Here is a 15,056-nt window from a genome sequence, read left to right as displayed (position 1 = left end):
TTTCTCTGCAAGCTTTTTTATTTTAAACAAAACTATTCCTCTTACATATAAGCTCCCTATACTGGAAGACTCAGTTTCGAGATGTTTTCGGGGTTTGTTGCCGTGTTGGGCGTCAGGGGTGGTTGGGAAGCCACTCGCTTTCCTGTGGGGGAGCGCCGAGCTTCCTCGGCCTGCGTCCTGCGGGATCTCGCCTATCTCCTTCTCCCACGGGAGTCTCGCAGCTTCCCAACCACCCCATTCGATGCATGTGAGAAACGAACCCCTATACCAAAGTGGGACGTTTCCCACTCCAACTCAGGACCAGGCATAAAGCGCTCTAAATCAAGCTTTCACGCTCGGAATGACCACTGGGGAGAGTTTTTAAATTATCAACTTCTCTTAAGCATACAAGCAGCGTTTCCGGGAAGTGGTTTCGAGTCACTCACATGGTAAAGGGGCGGAGGGGAATGGGGAGACTCCTGCGGGAAAAGAGTGCTAGGTGAGACCCCGCAGAACGGAGTTCGAGGAGGCTCAACGCGCTCCCGCGGAAAGCGAGCTATTCCCCGCAGCCCCCATCCGCTCAAAAAACATCTCGAAGCTGAGTTTTCAAGAATCCTGCCAGTTAATTGAATAACGTTCTTAGAAAAATAAGAAGGAGTAGGTCATGGTTAGGCGAATATGTAAGCGTAGAGCAATTTCTAGTGAGGATCAAAATCTAAGCAAAGCAGGTGGAAATGATGGGGAGAGTCGTGCATTTTGAAATTCATGTCGATGACATGGAACGAGCTAAGAGTTTTTACAGTGAGGTCTTTGATTGGCAATTCGAAGACTGGAGTGAGTACGCGGGAATGCCTTATTTCGGCGTAGTGACAGGGGGAGAAGATGAGCCTGGGATCAACGGAGCTTTAATGCAGCGGAAAAGTGCACCACCAGAATTGAACCAGGCGTTGAATGGCTATGCTTGTACAATAGGAGTGGGAGACTACGATACGGTTGAAGCTAAAATCCTGGAACACGGCGGCAAGGTCGCTTTGCCTAAATACGCCCTGCCTGGAATGGCCTGGCAGGGATATTATTTAGATACTGAAGGCAATATATTCGGCGTCCATCAACCTGACGAGAATGCAAAATAGTAATAAAAGAACCCTTTAATCAAGGGTTCTTTTTTGTATATTCTTCGTTTTTGGCAGGGAGGTCTTTTTCCATTACTACATTTGTCGTTTGGTAAGATAGGTTCTCGTACAATTTTCTTGCGACCGTGTTATGGCCAAATACGTGAAGGCCTATTCTTTGCACCCCGATTTTTCTGGCTTCCTCTTCTGCCAGGATCATCGCTTTCTTTCCATGTCCTTGACCTTGATAGTCATCTGAAACTCGAATGTCATAGATAAAGGCTTTGTCAGGGGACTGTTTACAAATCCACAAGGACCCTACATTTTCACCCTTTTCATTCAGGATGGTATAAAGAAAATGATCCTCTGTATGTCTTCCTTCAGGGAGCAATTCTGCATGGGTGGTTTTGGCTTTTTCAAGCGCTTCTTCTTCTGTCCAATTTCCCGCAGCCACCTTTTCCTTCGCAAAGGCAACAATTGAAAAATCATTGTATTGCACAAACTCTTCTTCGGACATCCTGCGTAAAGTTGTCATTTGATGATCTCCTTTTTACGTTATACTTTTCTATACGGTTAAGAATAGGAAAAGTTCCATTCAGTAACCGAGGATAGGGTAAGTTCTTCACCCTGGAAGATACTACTCTTAAAGAAGTATGGAGGAGGTTGGGTTCAATGAAATTGGTGGATATATACCGTGTTAAAACCTTTGTTGTTCCAGAATATGTGGATGCAGTGGTACAGGGAGTACTAAGCATTGATGACTTGAGAGTAGGAAATTACAAAAACGTGATGTGGCAGTCGAAGGATGGAGTGGAGCAGTTTGTACCCGGGGAAGAAGCTGTTCCTACAGAGGGGGAGTCCGGAGAAAAAACGACTCTCACTTCGCTTCGGATTGAATTTTCTATTCCAAGGGATGAATCCTTATTAAGAAGGGTGATTGAGGAAGGGATTTATCCGAACCATCCGTGGGATGAACCAGTCGTACAAGTTTCGGAGGAAAGAGAAGCAAGAAAGCAGGAATAGAAGGTGAGCCTCTGTATGTTTCCACATGTGGAGGCTCATTTTTCATTAGGAGGAGAAAGCTTTACTTGCATTTTCACGCCGATTGATCGTCCAAAAGTAAACAAACAGCGCACCGAAGATTAAGGTGCTTTTCGTAATAAGGCTTGCTTCTTCGTTTAATTGGAGGATCTGAACAAGAATTTCAGGCGTTACCAGTATCAAAGCAATGATGATCATCACCCATGTTTTTGCCCAGAGGGATGCTCCGATAAAGAAGCTGATGGTCAATAAGGCAGCAATTACATTGCCCAGTGGTGACAGCACAATAATTGGAGAGTCAATCGCTTGATCAAGAGTAATGACGCTGATGAAAAGTGAAATTTTCAGAAAGCCGAAAATGCCGATCATCACATACTCTTTTGTTTTATCAAATTGGTGTAGGGCCGTATAGCGTAAGAGCGCAGTAAGAGAGAGAAGGTACACAATCATAAGAACAGGATAGCCGATGATTTGGATCAATGACAATTGTGCGCCTCCATTAATGATATCCCCTAATAAAAGGTAGGAAAGGGTGCCGAAAAGAAAGACGGTAAAGGCACTGATGAGCGTACGAAAATCAAATGGCATTTCCTTAGATACTTGCTCAATATATTCTTTTGGGGACTGACCGATGATGTCATTTACATCCTTGCCTTCCTTTTCCGCCTCTGTTAAATGATCGCGAAGTTCTTCAACAATCTCATAGGCTTCGGCTTCCTTTTTCCCACTTGATATCAGGTACAGATGCAGACTTTCCAGGAACTTTTCACTCTTTTTTGTCAATGTTTCCATGGAACTCCTCCTTCATTAATTCGGCAACACTGCTGGAGATGGCATCCCAATGTAATTTGAATGCTTCCAGTTCTTCACGTCCTCTTTCTGTAATCGTGTAATACTTTCGCTTCGGACCACCGGAAGGGAGTTGTTTTTGACTTGTCTCGACAAGACCTTGTTTTTTCATTCGTAAAAGCAGGGGATAGATGCTTCCTTCTTTCACCATCGTGAATCCATAATGGTCGAGTTTTTCAATCATTTCGTAGCCGTAGGTTTCACCTTTAGCGATGATGGAGAGTAGACAACCTTCTAAAATACCTTTTAATATTTGACTAGAAGACAAAGTTTCACCACTTTCGAACCTATATTGCATAACAAGGTAGTGGGGTAAAAATAACTTGCAATGCAAGGTAGTTTAACTATACCAGGTTATTCCAATAAAATCCATATATGTATGAAAAATAATAGCAAAAGAAAAAAACGTGAAAAAAGCTGCCAACTTGAAACAGTTGCTGGCAGCTTTTGAGTTATTTGCTCAATCCTTCTTTAATGGTATTAATATTAGACTCCATCATGGAAATGTACGTATCGCCTTCTTCACCTGGTTCAGCTAAAGAATCAGTGAAAACATCGCCCATGATGGGAACATCGGTTTCTTCCGAGACGGCTTCCATGCTGCGCGCATCGATACTCGTCTCTAAGAACAACCCTGTGATTTGTTTTTCATTGATGATATCTACAATCCTCGTAATTTGTTCTGGAGTTCCTTGATTTTCCTGGTTGATCTCCCAAATGTATTCCGCTTGGAACCCATAGGCATCACTGAAGTACTTGAAGGCTCCTTCACTTGTCACAAGTACACGTTCTTCTTCAGGGATTTCGTTGAATTGTTTAACAGCCTTGTCATGCAACGCTTGCAGTTCGGCGATGTATTCCTCCGCATTCTCTTCGTAAACCTCTTTGTTTTCAGGATCAATTTTGATGAGGCCATCTCTTGCATTTTCGGCATATTTGATTCCATTCCGAATATCCAGCCATGCGTGAGGGTCTTCTTCACCTTCGTTCCCTTCTGACGTTAAGTACATCGCTTCAACCCCATCACTCATTAGGAATACGGGGGCATCTTCGTCGTCTTTTCCTGCGGTTTCCATCAATTTGTTGAACCAGGCGTTCCCTGCTTCAAGGTTTAAGCCATTGTAGAACACAGCATCCGCATCCGTAGTCTTTTTTACGTCTTCCGGCAGCGGATCATACTCGTGGGGGTTTGAGCCAATAGGGGCTAAGCTGTGAATGTCGACCAGATCACCGCCGACGTTTTTTACAATGTCATACACAATCGAGTACGTCGTTACGACTTGAACTTTCCCATCCTCTTGCTTCGTGTTTCCGTTCGCTTCTTCTCCACCACAAGCAGCTAGCATGAGCAGGCTGAAAAGGGTGGCTGCTAACAATAAAAACTTTTTCTTCATCATGAAAATTCCTCCTTTTTATATATGAAAGTTTTCTATTTAGACAAGGGATGCTTTTTTCTTTCTGACTTTCAACATTCTCCATAACCATCCGTGCTTAGGTGAGAACAGGAAGGTAAGGATAAAGATTGCTGTTGCTGCCATGACGATTGTCGCACCTGAAGCCAGGTTATAGGTGAAGCTGAAGTAGAGACCGATAACAGATGAAAGAACACCGATGGCAGAAGCAAGAAAAATCATCACCCACAAACGATCGGTCAAAAGGTAAGCAGCCGCTGCCGGGGTGATCAGCATCGCCACAACCAGAACAATTCCTACGGTTTGTAAAGAAGCGACAGTCCCCATCGTAAGCAGGGTCATCAGGAAATAATGAATGAGTCTTACGGGCAACCCGTAAGCCGCTCCCATCGTTTCATCGAAAGAGGTGACCAGGAGCTCCTTATAAAAAAGGTACACAGAGGCTAAAATGACGATTCCGATCCCGAGCGTAATCCACATATCAGAGGCTCTGACCGCGAGAACATTCCCAAACAGAATATGATAGAGATCCGTGCTGCTTTTTAACATCGTAATGATGATAATTCCTCCAGCGAAGGCCGCTGTGAACATGATGCCGATGGATGTGTCGTGTTTAATCCGGCTGTTCTGAGTGACGAATCCGATGGCAATCGCTGTGAGGACACCACTGAAAACAGCGCCAAAAAAGAAATTGATTCCGAACATATAAGAAATGGCGACGCCGGGTAAGACCGCATGAGAGATGGCGTCTCCCATGAGGGCCATTCCTCTGAGAATGATGAAACAACCGACCACTCCACAAATGATTCCAACCATGATCGACGTTAATAACGCCTTTTGTAAAAATCCATATTGCATAACCGCTTCAATAAAAGCCATGACTTACACTCCTATCTCTTTCATGAAAGCAAACTGTCCTTGGTAGGCTTTTTCGATGATTTCTGTCTGGAAGACTTCCTGGACGGAGCCGAAACCAATCAATTCTTTGTTTAAAAGAATGAGCTGGTTGAAATAATCATTGGCTTTGCTCAAGTCGTGATGGACGACAATGACTGTCTTTCCCTGAGAGCACAATTCTTTTAAGATGCGTACAATTGTTTCTTCACTCGATACGTCCACACCTACAAACGGTTCATCAAGGAAAAACAACTCGGCTTTTTGTGCAAGCGCCCTGGCTAAGAAGACGCGCTGCTGTTGACCGCCGGATAATTCGCCGATTTGTCTTTTACTGAAATCTTCCATACCGACCCTGCGGAGACATTCCATGGCCCACTCTTTGTCTTTCTTTTTCGGGCGCTTGAATAATTTTAAATTGGGATAGGTGCCGATCAGTACGGCATCAAGGACGGTGATCGGGAAATCCCAATCGATATCATTCCGTTGAGGGACATAAGCGATTTTCTTCCGTACTTCTTTCACCGTTTTTCCTAGAAGTTTGATTTCTCCTTTATCCCGTGGGATCAAGTTCAGCAGGGCTTTTAAAAATGTGGATTTACCGGCACCGTTTGGACCGATAATTCCGACGAGATTTCCCGGGTTCACGGTTAAGCTGACTTCTTTCACCGCTTCATTCCCATAGTACGAAACGTGCAGGTTCTTTATGGATAGGGCAGCATTCGCCATCTTTTCTCCTCCTTTGACCTGAATATCATCATTCCTTACTTTTAAGGTTTAGATATACTCATAGTTTTGTCGTATTATCACAAAAATTTGTATGAGTCATTAAATTTTCCTTAGTGCAACTTTTTGGGTAAAAAAATAGTCCTTTTACTATATGGGGGATACCAAAGAAAGTTGACAAAAATTGAAGATCACTTAAAAAAGTTTCCTTAATGCAAAATATATAGATGGAACCAATAAAAGTCAACCATTATTCAAATTGTTATCTAAATGAATAAAAGTATAGAAGCTAGAATAGGAGGGAGGGACCTCAATGGGAGTGGAATTTTGTTTTCTGGAAGTCTATTTTTGAACATTCTATTCCATGAAGTCCTGAAGTAGCGTACGCCCCTGCGTCAATTTAGATAAGAAAAACCATAATTAATGAAGTGATTGATCATGACCGCCATCTCCCTCGGCGACTGATCCATATCTTTTTCAATCCAATCTTTGATGACATGGATTGCTCCACTGATGACGAAGGAGCTTAAGTACTCAGATTCATGCTTATTTGGCATATGTTCGTCCATCCAATTGTTCCTCATGAACCCCCGCGTCAAGTCCATCATTCGTTTTTCAAAAGTCGGAGCAGCTTCTTTATTGAGCAAGGTCTGGAACATGAGTTTGTTTTCAATGACATATTCTAATATTTTTTCTGTCATTTGAATGGATTCTTCTTCATGTTCGTAGTTATAGCTGTGCAGGTAGCGGTTCATATCTTCTGTGATTTCTTCTTCGATTTTGCTGAGCAGGTCGTAATGGTCGGAGTAATGGGTGTAGAAGGTTGAGCGGTTAATATCAGCAAGAGCACACAATTCTTTTACAGTAATGTCGGAAATCGGCTTTTCTGCAAGAAGGCTGATTAAACTTTCCTTTAGTACTTTCCTTGTATATTTTTTTCTGCGGTCGAGTTTTTCGTTCATAGTTCTGGCCCCTTTTTGTTACATTTATGTGACAATCCAACACAAAATAAAGTTGTGTTGGGAAACTGACGCTAGTTAAGAAACTGTTTGTTGAATATCCAACACGGTGTTAATAAAATGATAGAATGTATGAATGTCATTTGCAAGAGAGGTGAGGCCTTATTGGCTGGGCATCAAGAATAATTAAACATAAGAAAAGCATTGTCATCATTTTTATGATTTTAACCATTCTCAGTACGGTGGCGCAGTTCGGGGTATCGGTCAATTACAACATGGTCGATTACCTGCCGAAAAACTCTCCATCCATGCAGGCGATGGAGTTGATGGAGGAAGAGTTTGATGAGCCGGTGGAAAATACCCGGGTCATGATCCAGGACATCTCTGTTACTGAGGCATTAAGTTATAAAGAAGACCTTGATTCGATCGAGGGTGTCACCAATGTGATGTGGCTTGATGATGTCATCGATTTGAAAGTACCGCTCGAGATGGCGGACTCAAACACCGTCGAAACGTATTACCAGGAGCGTTCGGCCCTTTTTTCTGTAACGATTGAGGAAGGTTATGAAGTGGAAGCGACCGATGCCATTTATGATTTGATCGGTGAAGAAAATGCGGTCGCAGGCGAAGCGGTCAACACGGCGGTCTCTCAGAAGATGGCGGGGAGTGAGTCGATGTATGCGGCGGCTTTACTTGTTCCGATCATCATCCTCATTTTAGTTTTGTCCACGACATCATGGGTGGAACCGGTCTTTTTTTTGACGGCGATCGGAGTTTCTGTCCTGATCAATTTGGGGACGAATATCTTCATTGGAGAAGTATCCTTTGTCACCCAATCGGTCGCCCCCATTTTACAGCTCGCGGTGTCGCTCGACTATGCGATCTTCCTGCTGCATAGCTTTTCTGATTATCGAAAAGAAGTATCCGACCCTAAGGAAGCGATGCTCCTTGCGATGAAACGGTCGTTCCCTGCGATCATCGCCAGTGCATCGACGACCTTCTTCGGGTTTACGGCTCTCACGTTCATGGATTTCGGCATCGGGGCAGATTTAGGTCTCAACTTACTTAAAGGAATTCTGCTGAGCTTCCTCAGTGTCATGATTTTCCTTCCAGCGTTGACGCTGATGTTCTATCACTGGATTGATCGCACACAGCACCGTCCGTTCGTTCCGGATTTTAAAGGAATCGGAAAACGTGTCATGAAATTCCGTATTCCTAGTTTGATTTTCGTCATCTTGATTATCGTTCCTGCCTTTTTGGCGCAAAGTGAAACTTCTTTCATATATGGAACGGGCGAACACCCTGAAAACACAAGGGCAGGGCAGGATGCGAGAGCGATTCAGAAGGAGTTCGGGAAGAACATGCCGATGGTTCTGCTCGTACCTGAAGGCGACCGGGCCAAGGAGGAGGAGCTTGTACGGGAGTTGGAAAGCCTTCCGCTTGTCTCCAGCGTCATTTCCTACGTCAACATGGTCAGCCCGGCGATTCCACCCGCTTATTTGGAGGAGTCGATCACTGAATCCTTTTATTCGGAAAACTATGCACGGATCACTCTTTACACCGAAACGGATGCCGAAGGGGATGAGGCTTTTTCTCTCATAGAGAAAATTAAAGAAACCACCGACAATTATTATGAAGAAACGCACATGCTCGGTGAAAGTGTCACCCTGTATGATATGAAAAATATCGTCCAGGAGGATAACAGGCTCGTCAATATTCTGACGGTTGTGACCGTGGCCCTCGTGCTGTTACTCACGTTCCGTTCAATTTCCATCCCTGTCGTCCTGCTTGTGACGATTCAGGCATCTGTATGGATCAACTTATCGTTCCCGTACTTTATGGATACATCGCTTGTTTATGTCGGCTATCTCTTAATCAGTACCATCCAGCTGGCGGCTACGGTGGACTACGCGATTTTGTTTACGGAAAACTATAATCATTTGAGAAAAGAAATGCCTGCCCTGAAGGCTATCAAGAAGACGATTGATGATAAAATTTTTGCGATTTTCGTATCAGCGGCCATTTTGTCGAGTGTCGGATTCATTTTATGGATTACATCCTCTAATCCGATTGTATCCTCCATCGGACTGTTGTTAGGACGGGGAGCTCTGCTTGCTTTCCTTATGGTTGTGTTTGTGCTTCCGGCCCTGCTTGTCATCTTTGACCGTGTGATTAAAAGAACGACTTGGAAAGCTAACTTTTATAAGGAGGAGAAGTGAGGATGAGATTTAAACGTGCGACAGCTATGTTCACAGCATTTCTTCTCGTCTTGACGACGGTTCCTGTGTCGGCAGAAGAAAATGGGAAAACAGAGCCGGCAACGAAAGGCTCCTACTCGAAAAAGCATGAAGTCGTGTACACCACGCTCGATGCTACCGGGGATCAAGAAGAAATGTACGTCGTTAACAATTTTACAATCGACGAGCCTGGTGAAATCGTTGATTATGGACCTTATACGAGTGTTCAAAATCTAACAGATGTGACAGAAATAGAGCAGCAGAATGAAAAAATTGAGTTGACTGCAAAAGAAGAGGAGTATTACTATCAAGGGAATTTGGAAGGCAAGCCCCTGCCTTGGAATATCAATGTTTCTTATCAATTAGATGGAGAAGCCATGAAACCTGAAGAGCTGGTCGGAAAAGACGGCAAGCTCAAAGTGAGCATTGATACAATAAAAAACGAAGGGGCCGATGAGAGCTTCTTCAATAACTACTTGATGCAGATCACGATGAAGCTGGACTCTATGATTTACGAAAACATTCAGGCTCCTGAAGGTACGGTGGCGAACGCCGGAAAGGACAGGCAAGTAACCTTTACCGTCATGCCTGAAAAAGAAGGGAGCTTCACTCTGACCGCGGACGTCACCGATTTGGAGATGGAAAGCATTGAATTTGCTGCTATTCCATCCTCTATGTCCATTGACGCGCCGGATATCGGAGGGATGAAGAACGACATGGGCTCGTTAACGAATGCCACCGCCGAAATTAACAATGGTGTCGGAGAACTCAAAAATGGAATCGCTGAACTGAATGATGGCGCAGCAAGCCTTTATGATGGATCAGAACAATACAATAACGGCATCCAGGGGTTGAGTAATGGTTCGTCAGAGCTTGTTGAAGGATCAGCTTCGATCAAAAATGCGCTGCAACAGATGAACGAGGCTGTCGCTTCAGGATCTGGCGAAGTGAACGTGAGCGATTTTGCCAATATGGAAGAGGGGCTGAGCCAACTGGCTGGAGGTCTGAGTGAAGTCGAAAAAGGCCTGACAAACTTGAAGGAACAGTATGGTCAGGCTCATCAGGCATTGAGTCAGTCGATCGAGGCCATCCCTCAGTATGAGATTACGGAACAGGAAATCCAGGCCTTACATGAAAGTGGGGCCAACCCGGAAGTCGTTAACAAGCTGGTAGAAACATACGAGGCCGCTCAGACGGCTAAAGGAACGTATGCCAATGTGAAAGAAGCGTATCAGGCGGTCGGACCGGCATTGGAACAGAGTGCCGGCTCATTGAATGAAATGAGTACAAACCTAAATACGATGGCAGACCAAATCGGTAGCAGCATGGAAAATATGGATATCGGCGAATCTGTCAAACAGTTGCAAGAAGGCTTGCAGTCTCTTTCATCCAAGTATGGGGAGTTTCATTCTGGACTCAAGGAATACACAAGTGGTGTTGACCGGCTGGCAGGTTCCTATGCAGACATCCACAGCGGTATTGGAAGTCTAACGAACGGAACCGCTGAGCTCGAGAATGGAGCCGCAGAACTTCATGACGGCACATCCCAATTAGCAGCTAACACCAGCGATTTACCTGGACAGATGGACTCAGAGATTGAACAAATGGTTGAAGAATACGATAAATCCGATTTCGAACCAACTTCCTTCGTTTCAGAGAAGAATAAAAAGATCGGATCGGTGCAGTTTGTCATTAAAACAGAAAGCATTAAAAAGGACGAAGAACAAGAAGAGGCTCCAGAGAAAGAAGAGGAAAAAAGCTTCTGGGATCGCTTGTTGGATTTGTTCAGATAACGGGAAACCTTCTCTCAACTTTTGTTGAGAGAAGGTTTTTTTACTGTCCCAAAGAGGAACACCCCCGCGCCAAAGGAAGGGAGAAACCCCAAAGGAATCAAGCACCTGACCTTTATACAGATACTTTTAAACTGACCTTTATGTTACACATGGGACGGGTTGGGATGGTCGTTCATACGGGTAATTTGGCTGTGGCTTCAAGAAGGGATATCCAGGATTTTTACGGGCACGCCCTGCATCAGGTGCAGAATTTATATCGAGCGGCTTCAGAAACGGCGTTAGAGAAGGGTTTGTTTTTTAAAAGGCCCTATATTCCCTATCCGAAACAGTTCTCTTTCGTTAATGATGTCGGATACTTGAAAGGGATAAATCCACTGAAAAATCACCGGATCCTTAACGCGATTGAGATTACCCATTTAAGTTTGAATATCGAAACAAACCAAATCGGAATTATGCTTACTTCAAGCTTTATGCAGTCGTCGCAATCTCAGGTCAGCCAATACATGAAACGCGGAAAAGAAATATCTAAAAAACATATCGATATTCTTTCGAAGACGTTAATGAAAGACGATATTCCGTCCCCGATTTCTCCAAATCATGCGATTACAGATAGTACGACACCTGTTTTTTCTGATAAATTGATGATGTTCCAAGTGAGCCTTCTTAACTCTGCAGGGTTCGGGAATTACGCTACGGCAGCCGCTGCCAGCCAGAGGAGCGACCTCACTTTGAATTATGAACGGTTATCTGCAGAAGTCGGCCAGTATGCGCAGGATGGAGCGGAAATTATGATCAAGAATAAATGGCTGGAAGAGCCTCCTGCGGCTCCAGATCGTGACCAGTTGGGCAAAGGGTTGAAAAGAAAATAAGAAAATAGAGTATTTGATCAGATCTGTTGTCTAAGTGCTTCAAACTCGAGCATGTTGGATAACAGGTCTTTTTACATTCAAATGATTATTTGATTAATAGTGTTGACGAAAATTGGTGAGGGGGCATACACTATGATTAAACATTAAAACAATTATTTGAATGAAGGTGAATGGATTGAGTGAAAAAGTATTGAAAAAAATACCCAAAGATACCTGCGATACCTTTTGTTATGATGAAGAACTTGTACAAAGAGTCCAGCCCAAGATGGATGAAGTCCTTGGTGTGGAGCTGATTTTCAAAGCCCTTTCCGATGCCACACGCTTGAAAATCGCGTATGCCCTGACACTTGAAAACGAGCTCTGTGTCTGTGATGTAGCGAACATTATTGGTTCAACGACTGCCACCGCTTCTCATCACCTCCGGTTACTGCGAAATATGAAATTAGCCAAATACCGTAAGGAAGGGAAACTCGTTTTCTATTCTTTGGCTGACGAGTACGTACACCAGTTGGTTTCTATTGCGATTCAACACTCGAATGAAGTATAGAGAGAAACAGAGGTGAGAGGGATGAGTGAGGAGAAAAAAGCGAGCTGCTGTTCAAGTTCGGAAGAGGTTTTGAAAGATGAAGAAGTGTCTTGTTGTTCCAATGCTGAAGAAGAACAGGAGCCGGAAGTAAATTGTTGTTCCAGTTCCAGCGTTAAGGAAGAAACGGAGGCAAACGCCACTTGTTGTTCTAGTGATACAAAGAGAAATGAAGCGAATCAAGACCATTGTTGTGGAAATGAACAAGAAGAGGTTTCTTGTTGTAGCTCAAGTGGGGATGTTGGAAAGTCTGAAGGGTTACACGTGGTGAAATTCGAGGTAAAAGGCATGGACTGTCCTTCTTGTGCCGCCACGATTGAAAAAGGACTGCAGAAGATCAGCGGCATCCAATCGGTCAGCGTGCAGTACGGGACAGGGAGGATGACGGTAGCTGCTGAGAATGAGTTCCCTCATGATCAGATTCCGAAACATATTCGCAAATTGGGCTTTGAGGCCGAACCGGTGGATTCTTCTAAGAATAAACAAACTTATAAAATAGAGGGGATGGATTGTGGTTCTTGTGCTATGACGATTGAAAAGCATTTGAGCAAAAATCCTGCCGTTCAAGACGTTCAAGTTCAATTTTCAACAGGGAAGATGCAGATCCAACATACGACCTCCGCGAAAGAAATTGTAAAGGAAGTAGGCAGGGCCGGCTTTCAGGCTTCCTTGGAAGGAAAATGGGGCGACCATAACCAAAAAGCTGCCAAAGGTAAAGGGATATCAACGACGACTTTATCTGGGCTGTTCCTAGGTCTCGGCTTTATTGGTTCGTTCACAAATATCCCTACTGAATTCTTCACGGCTTTTTATGCAGCAGCCATCCTAATTGGCGGGTATAAGCCTGCGAGAAGTGCTTTTTATGCAATTAAGAGCGGCTCCTTGGATATGAACGTCCTCATGGCATCCGCCGCCATCGGGGCTGCCTTGATCGGAGAATGGTTTGAGGGAGCAATGGTTGTATGGCTGTTCGCATTAGGAAATACACTCCAAAACCGATCGATTGAACGAACACGAGAATCGATCCGAAGTTTGATTAATCTCACACCCAAAGAAGCTAGTGTCAAATCAGGCAACCAACTCGTCCTTAAAGCGGTAGAAGACGTTGGGATTGGTGAGGTCATCGTCGTTAAACCTGGCGAGAAGATTCCCTTGGATGGTGACGTCATGACTGGCACATCCAGTGTCAACCAAGCTCCGATAACGGGAGAATCATTGCCTGTAGATAAACAAACGGGAGATATCGTTTATGCAGGTACAGTGAATGAAAGTGGATCGTTAGAGATTGAAGTCACGAAGCTCGTAGAAGATACAACGATAGCAAAAATTATCCACCTTGTAGAAGAGGCTCAAGAGAAAAGGGCCCCCACCCAGGCTTTCGTGGATCGTTTTGCACGTGTCTATACGCCGATTGTTTTCACTCTTGCTCTGTTGGTCATGATCATTCCGCCTATTTTCGGCTTTGGTACGTGGGGAGAGTGGCTGTATAAAGGGCTCGCTTTACTCGTGGTCGCCTGCCCTTGTGCTCTTGTCATTTCTACACCGGTCGCGATTGTTTCAGCCATCGGAAATGCAGCTAAGAATGGTGTGCTCATCAAGGGCGGTACGTTTCTGGAAAAAGCGGGCACTATTAAAGCCATCGCTTTCGATAAGACAGGGACACTTACAGAAGGGCGTCCAAAGGTTTCTGAAGTGCACGCACTAGGTGTAAGCGAAGATGAGTTGATCCGTGTGACGCGGACCATTGAAGAACATTCCACTCACCCGATTGCTAAGGCGATTACGACGTATGCATCAGAACGGAACATGCTGGCGATAGATGGCGAAGACTTCCAAGCAATCCCAGGAAAAGGTGCGAAGGCGAAGTTGAGTGGCGTTAAATATTTTGCTGGAAGTCCGAAGTTGTTTGAAGAGATGCAGGTGCCTTTTTCTGAGATTAAAGATCGGATTGATCAGTTGCAAAAAGAGGGGCATACCATTGTCGTTGTAGGAACTTCAACCAAAGTTCTAGGCCTCATCGCTGTTGCTGATACTATCCGTGATATCACCGTTCAATCCATTCAAAAGCTGAAGCAGGTTGGTATGCAGGAAATGGTGATGCTCACAGGGGACAACAAAGGAACAGCGGATAAGATTGCCAGGGAAACAGGTGTCGATCGCTATTTTGCTGAGCTCTTACCTGAGGATAAAGTTTCAGCTGTGAAAAAGCTCCAAGCGGAAGGGAAGAATGTGGCCATGGTTGGAGATGGGATCAATGATGCTCCGGCTTTAGCGACCTCAGATCTTGGAATCGCTATGGGAGGAGCAGGGACTGATACAGCCATGGAAACCGCAGATATTGTCCTGATGGCCGATAATTTGGAGAAGCTCCCTCACACAATACGTTTGAGCAGAAAAGCGATGAAAATTATTAAACAGAATGTGTGGTTCTCCTTAGTGACGAAGCTGGCGGCCTTGATGCTCATTTTTCCGGGAGTCCTGACTTTATGGATGGCTGTGTTAAGTGATACAGGGGCAGCTTTACTTGTTATTCTCAACAGTATGAGACTATTAAGAAATAAATAATATAAAAAGGTGCGATCATTGGATCGCACCTTTTTTG

Annotated in this window: 14 protein-coding genes; 7 read left to right on the top strand and 7 right to left on the bottom strand. The window is 44.4% G+C overall.

Annotation, left to right across the window (positions count from 1 at the left end; translation table 11 throughout):
* Window positions 1–716: 716 nt before the first annotated feature.
* Window positions 717–1,112 carry a VOC family protein gene (locus tag DYE48_RS15670; RefSeq protein WP_115824453.1) on the top strand — a complete coding sequence of 132 codons (396 nt, stop codon included), beginning with the start codon at window positions 717–719 and terminating at the stop codon, window positions 1,110–1,112.
* A 19-nt stretch (window positions 1,113–1,131) separates the two neighbouring features.
* Here the strand turns inward: DYE48_RS15670 and DYE48_RS15665 are convergent, their stop codons facing one another.
* On the bottom strand, window positions 1,132–1,626 hold the full coding sequence (locus DYE48_RS15665; RefSeq protein WP_115824452.1) for a GNAT family N-acetyltransferase: 495 nt from the start codon (window positions 1,624–1,626) through the stop codon (window positions 1,132–1,134).
* Window positions 1,627–1,763: 137 nt separating this feature from the next.
* On the opposite strand from DYE48_RS15665, the gene DYE48_RS15660 reads away from it, so the two are divergent.
* On the top strand, window positions 1,764–2,114 hold the full coding sequence (locus DYE48_RS15660; RefSeq protein WP_115824451.1) for a YqfO family protein: 351 nt from the start codon (window positions 1,764–1,766) through the stop codon (window positions 2,112–2,114).
* Between the two features lie 45 nt (window positions 2,115–2,159).
* Here the strand turns inward: DYE48_RS15660 and DYE48_RS15655 are convergent, their stop codons facing one another.
* The 6 genes from DYE48_RS15655 to DYE48_RS15630 all read right to left on the bottom strand — a co-directional run bounded on the left by DYE48_RS15655 (window position 2,160) and on the right by DYE48_RS15630 (window position 6,975).
* Window positions 2,160–2,924, bottom strand: coding sequence for a DUF1129 family protein (locus tag DYE48_RS15655; protein ID WP_115824450.1), 765 nt, complete (start codon window positions 2,922–2,924; stop codon window positions 2,160–2,162).
* Complete coding sequence (locus tag DYE48_RS15650) at window positions 2,899–3,249, bottom strand: PadR family transcriptional regulator (protein WP_115824449.1); 351 nt, start codon at window positions 3,247–3,249, stop codon at window positions 2,899–2,901. The genes DYE48_RS15655 and DYE48_RS15650 overlap by 26 nt, the downstream gene beginning before the upstream one ends.
* A 184-nt stretch (window positions 3,250–3,433) precedes the next feature.
* A complete protein-coding gene (locus DYE48_RS15645) occupies window positions 3,434–4,378 on the bottom strand; it encodes a metal ABC transporter solute-binding protein, Zn/Mn family (RefSeq protein WP_115824448.1) in 945 nt (314 codons plus the stop codon).
* Between the two features lie 36 nt (window positions 4,379–4,414).
* Entirely contained in the window at window positions 4,415–5,272 is an 858-nt protein-coding gene (locus DYE48_RS15640; RefSeq protein ID WP_115824447.1) for a metal ABC transporter permease, read from the bottom strand.
* 3 nt (window positions 5,273–5,275) lie between these two features.
* On the bottom strand, window positions 5,276–6,016 hold the full coding sequence (locus DYE48_RS15635; RefSeq protein WP_115824446.1) for a metal ABC transporter ATP-binding protein: 741 nt from the start codon (window positions 6,014–6,016) through the stop codon (window positions 5,276–5,278).
* A 392-nt stretch (window positions 6,017–6,408) separates the two neighbouring features.
* Entirely contained in the window at window positions 6,409–6,975 is a 567-nt protein-coding gene (locus DYE48_RS15630; RefSeq protein WP_115824445.1) for a TetR/AcrR family transcriptional regulator, read from the bottom strand.
* 215 nt (window positions 6,976–7,190) lie between these two features.
* On the opposite strand from DYE48_RS15630, the gene DYE48_RS15625 reads away from it, so the two are divergent.
* From DYE48_RS15625 to DYE48_RS15605, 5 genes are all read left to right on the top strand, one after another.
* The gene (locus DYE48_RS15625; RefSeq protein WP_115824444.1) at window positions 7,191–9,191 is read left to right on the top strand and encodes an efflux RND transporter permease subunit; all 2,001 of its coding nucleotides are present in this window, start codon (window positions 7,191–7,193) and stop codon (window positions 9,189–9,191) included.
* Between the two features lie 2 nt (window positions 9,192–9,193).
* The gene (locus DYE48_RS15620) at window positions 9,194–11,002 is read left to right on the top strand and encodes an Mce/MlaD family protein (protein ID WP_115824443.1); all 1,809 of its coding nucleotides are present in this window, start codon (window positions 9,194–9,196) and stop codon (window positions 11,000–11,002) included.
* Window positions 10,972–11,871 (top strand): DUF3231 family protein, encoded by a 900-nt coding sequence (locus DYE48_RS15615; RefSeq protein WP_341865622.1) that lies wholly within the window; start codon window positions 10,972–10,974, stop codon window positions 11,869–11,871. The genes DYE48_RS15620 and DYE48_RS15615 overlap by 31 nt, the downstream gene beginning before the upstream one ends.
* A gap of 175 nt (window positions 11,872–12,046) precedes the next feature.
* Window positions 12,047–12,418, top strand: a complete 372-nt coding sequence (locus tag DYE48_RS15610; protein ID WP_115824441.1) for an ArsR/SmtB family transcription factor — start codon at window positions 12,047–12,049, stop codon at window positions 12,416–12,418.
* Window positions 12,419–12,439: 21 nt separating this feature from the next.
* Window positions 12,440–15,019, top strand: coding sequence for a heavy metal translocating P-type ATPase (locus tag DYE48_RS15605; protein ID WP_115824440.1), 2,580 nt, complete (start codon window positions 12,440–12,442; stop codon window positions 15,017–15,019).
* The last annotated feature ends 37 nt before the right edge of the window (window positions 15,020–15,056 follow it).

This window comes from Halobacillus trueperi (assembly GCF_003386945.1).
Taxonomy (GTDB): Bacteria; Bacillota; Bacilli; order Bacillales; family Halobacillaceae; genus Halobacillus; species Halobacillus aidingensis.
The sequence above is the reverse complement of the archived record's forward strand: the minus strand, read 5'-3'. Positions and strand labels throughout refer to the sequence as shown.

Excerpts from the sequence above, each read along its gene's own strand:
- DYE48_RS15670 (WP_115824453.1), top strand. The coding sequence starts at position 717 with ATGGGGAGAGTCGTGCATTTTGAAATTCATGTCGATGACATGGAACGA.
- DYE48_RS15665 (WP_115824452.1), bottom strand. The coding sequence starts at position 1,626 with ATGACAACTTTACGCAGGATGTCCGAAGAAGAGTTTGTGCAATACAAT.
- DYE48_RS15660 (WP_115824451.1), top strand. The coding sequence starts at position 1,764 with ATGAAATTGGTGGATATATACCGTGTTAAAACCTTTGTTGTTCCAGAA.
- DYE48_RS15655 (WP_115824450.1), bottom strand. The coding sequence starts at position 2,924 with ATGGAAACATTGACAAAAAAGAGTGAAAAGTTCCTGGAAAGTCTGCAT.
- DYE48_RS15645 (WP_115824448.1), bottom strand. The coding sequence starts at position 4,378 with ATGATGAAGAAAAAGTTTTTATTGTTAGCAGCCACCCTTTTCAGCCTG.
- DYE48_RS15640 (WP_115824447.1), bottom strand. The coding sequence starts at position 5,272 with ATGGCTTTTATTGAAGCGGTTATGCAATATGGATTTTTACAAAAGGCG.
- DYE48_RS15635 (WP_115824446.1), bottom strand. The coding sequence starts at position 6,016 with ATGGCGAATGCTGCCCTATCCATAAAGAACCTGCACGTTTCGTACTAT.
- DYE48_RS15630 (WP_115824445.1), bottom strand. The coding sequence starts at position 6,975 with ATGAACGAAAAACTCGACCGCAGAAAAAAATATACAAGGAAAGTACTA.
- DYE48_RS15625 (WP_115824444.1), top strand. The coding sequence starts at position 7,191 with ATGATTTTAACCATTCTCAGTACGGTGGCGCAGTTCGGGGTATCGGTC.
- DYE48_RS15620 (WP_115824443.1), top strand. The coding sequence starts at position 9,194 with ATGAGATTTAAACGTGCGACAGCTATGTTCACAGCATTTCTTCTCGTC.
- DYE48_RS15605 (WP_115824440.1), top strand. The coding sequence starts at position 12,440 with ATGAGTGAGGAGAAAAAAGCGAGCTGCTGTTCAAGTTCGGAAGAGGTT.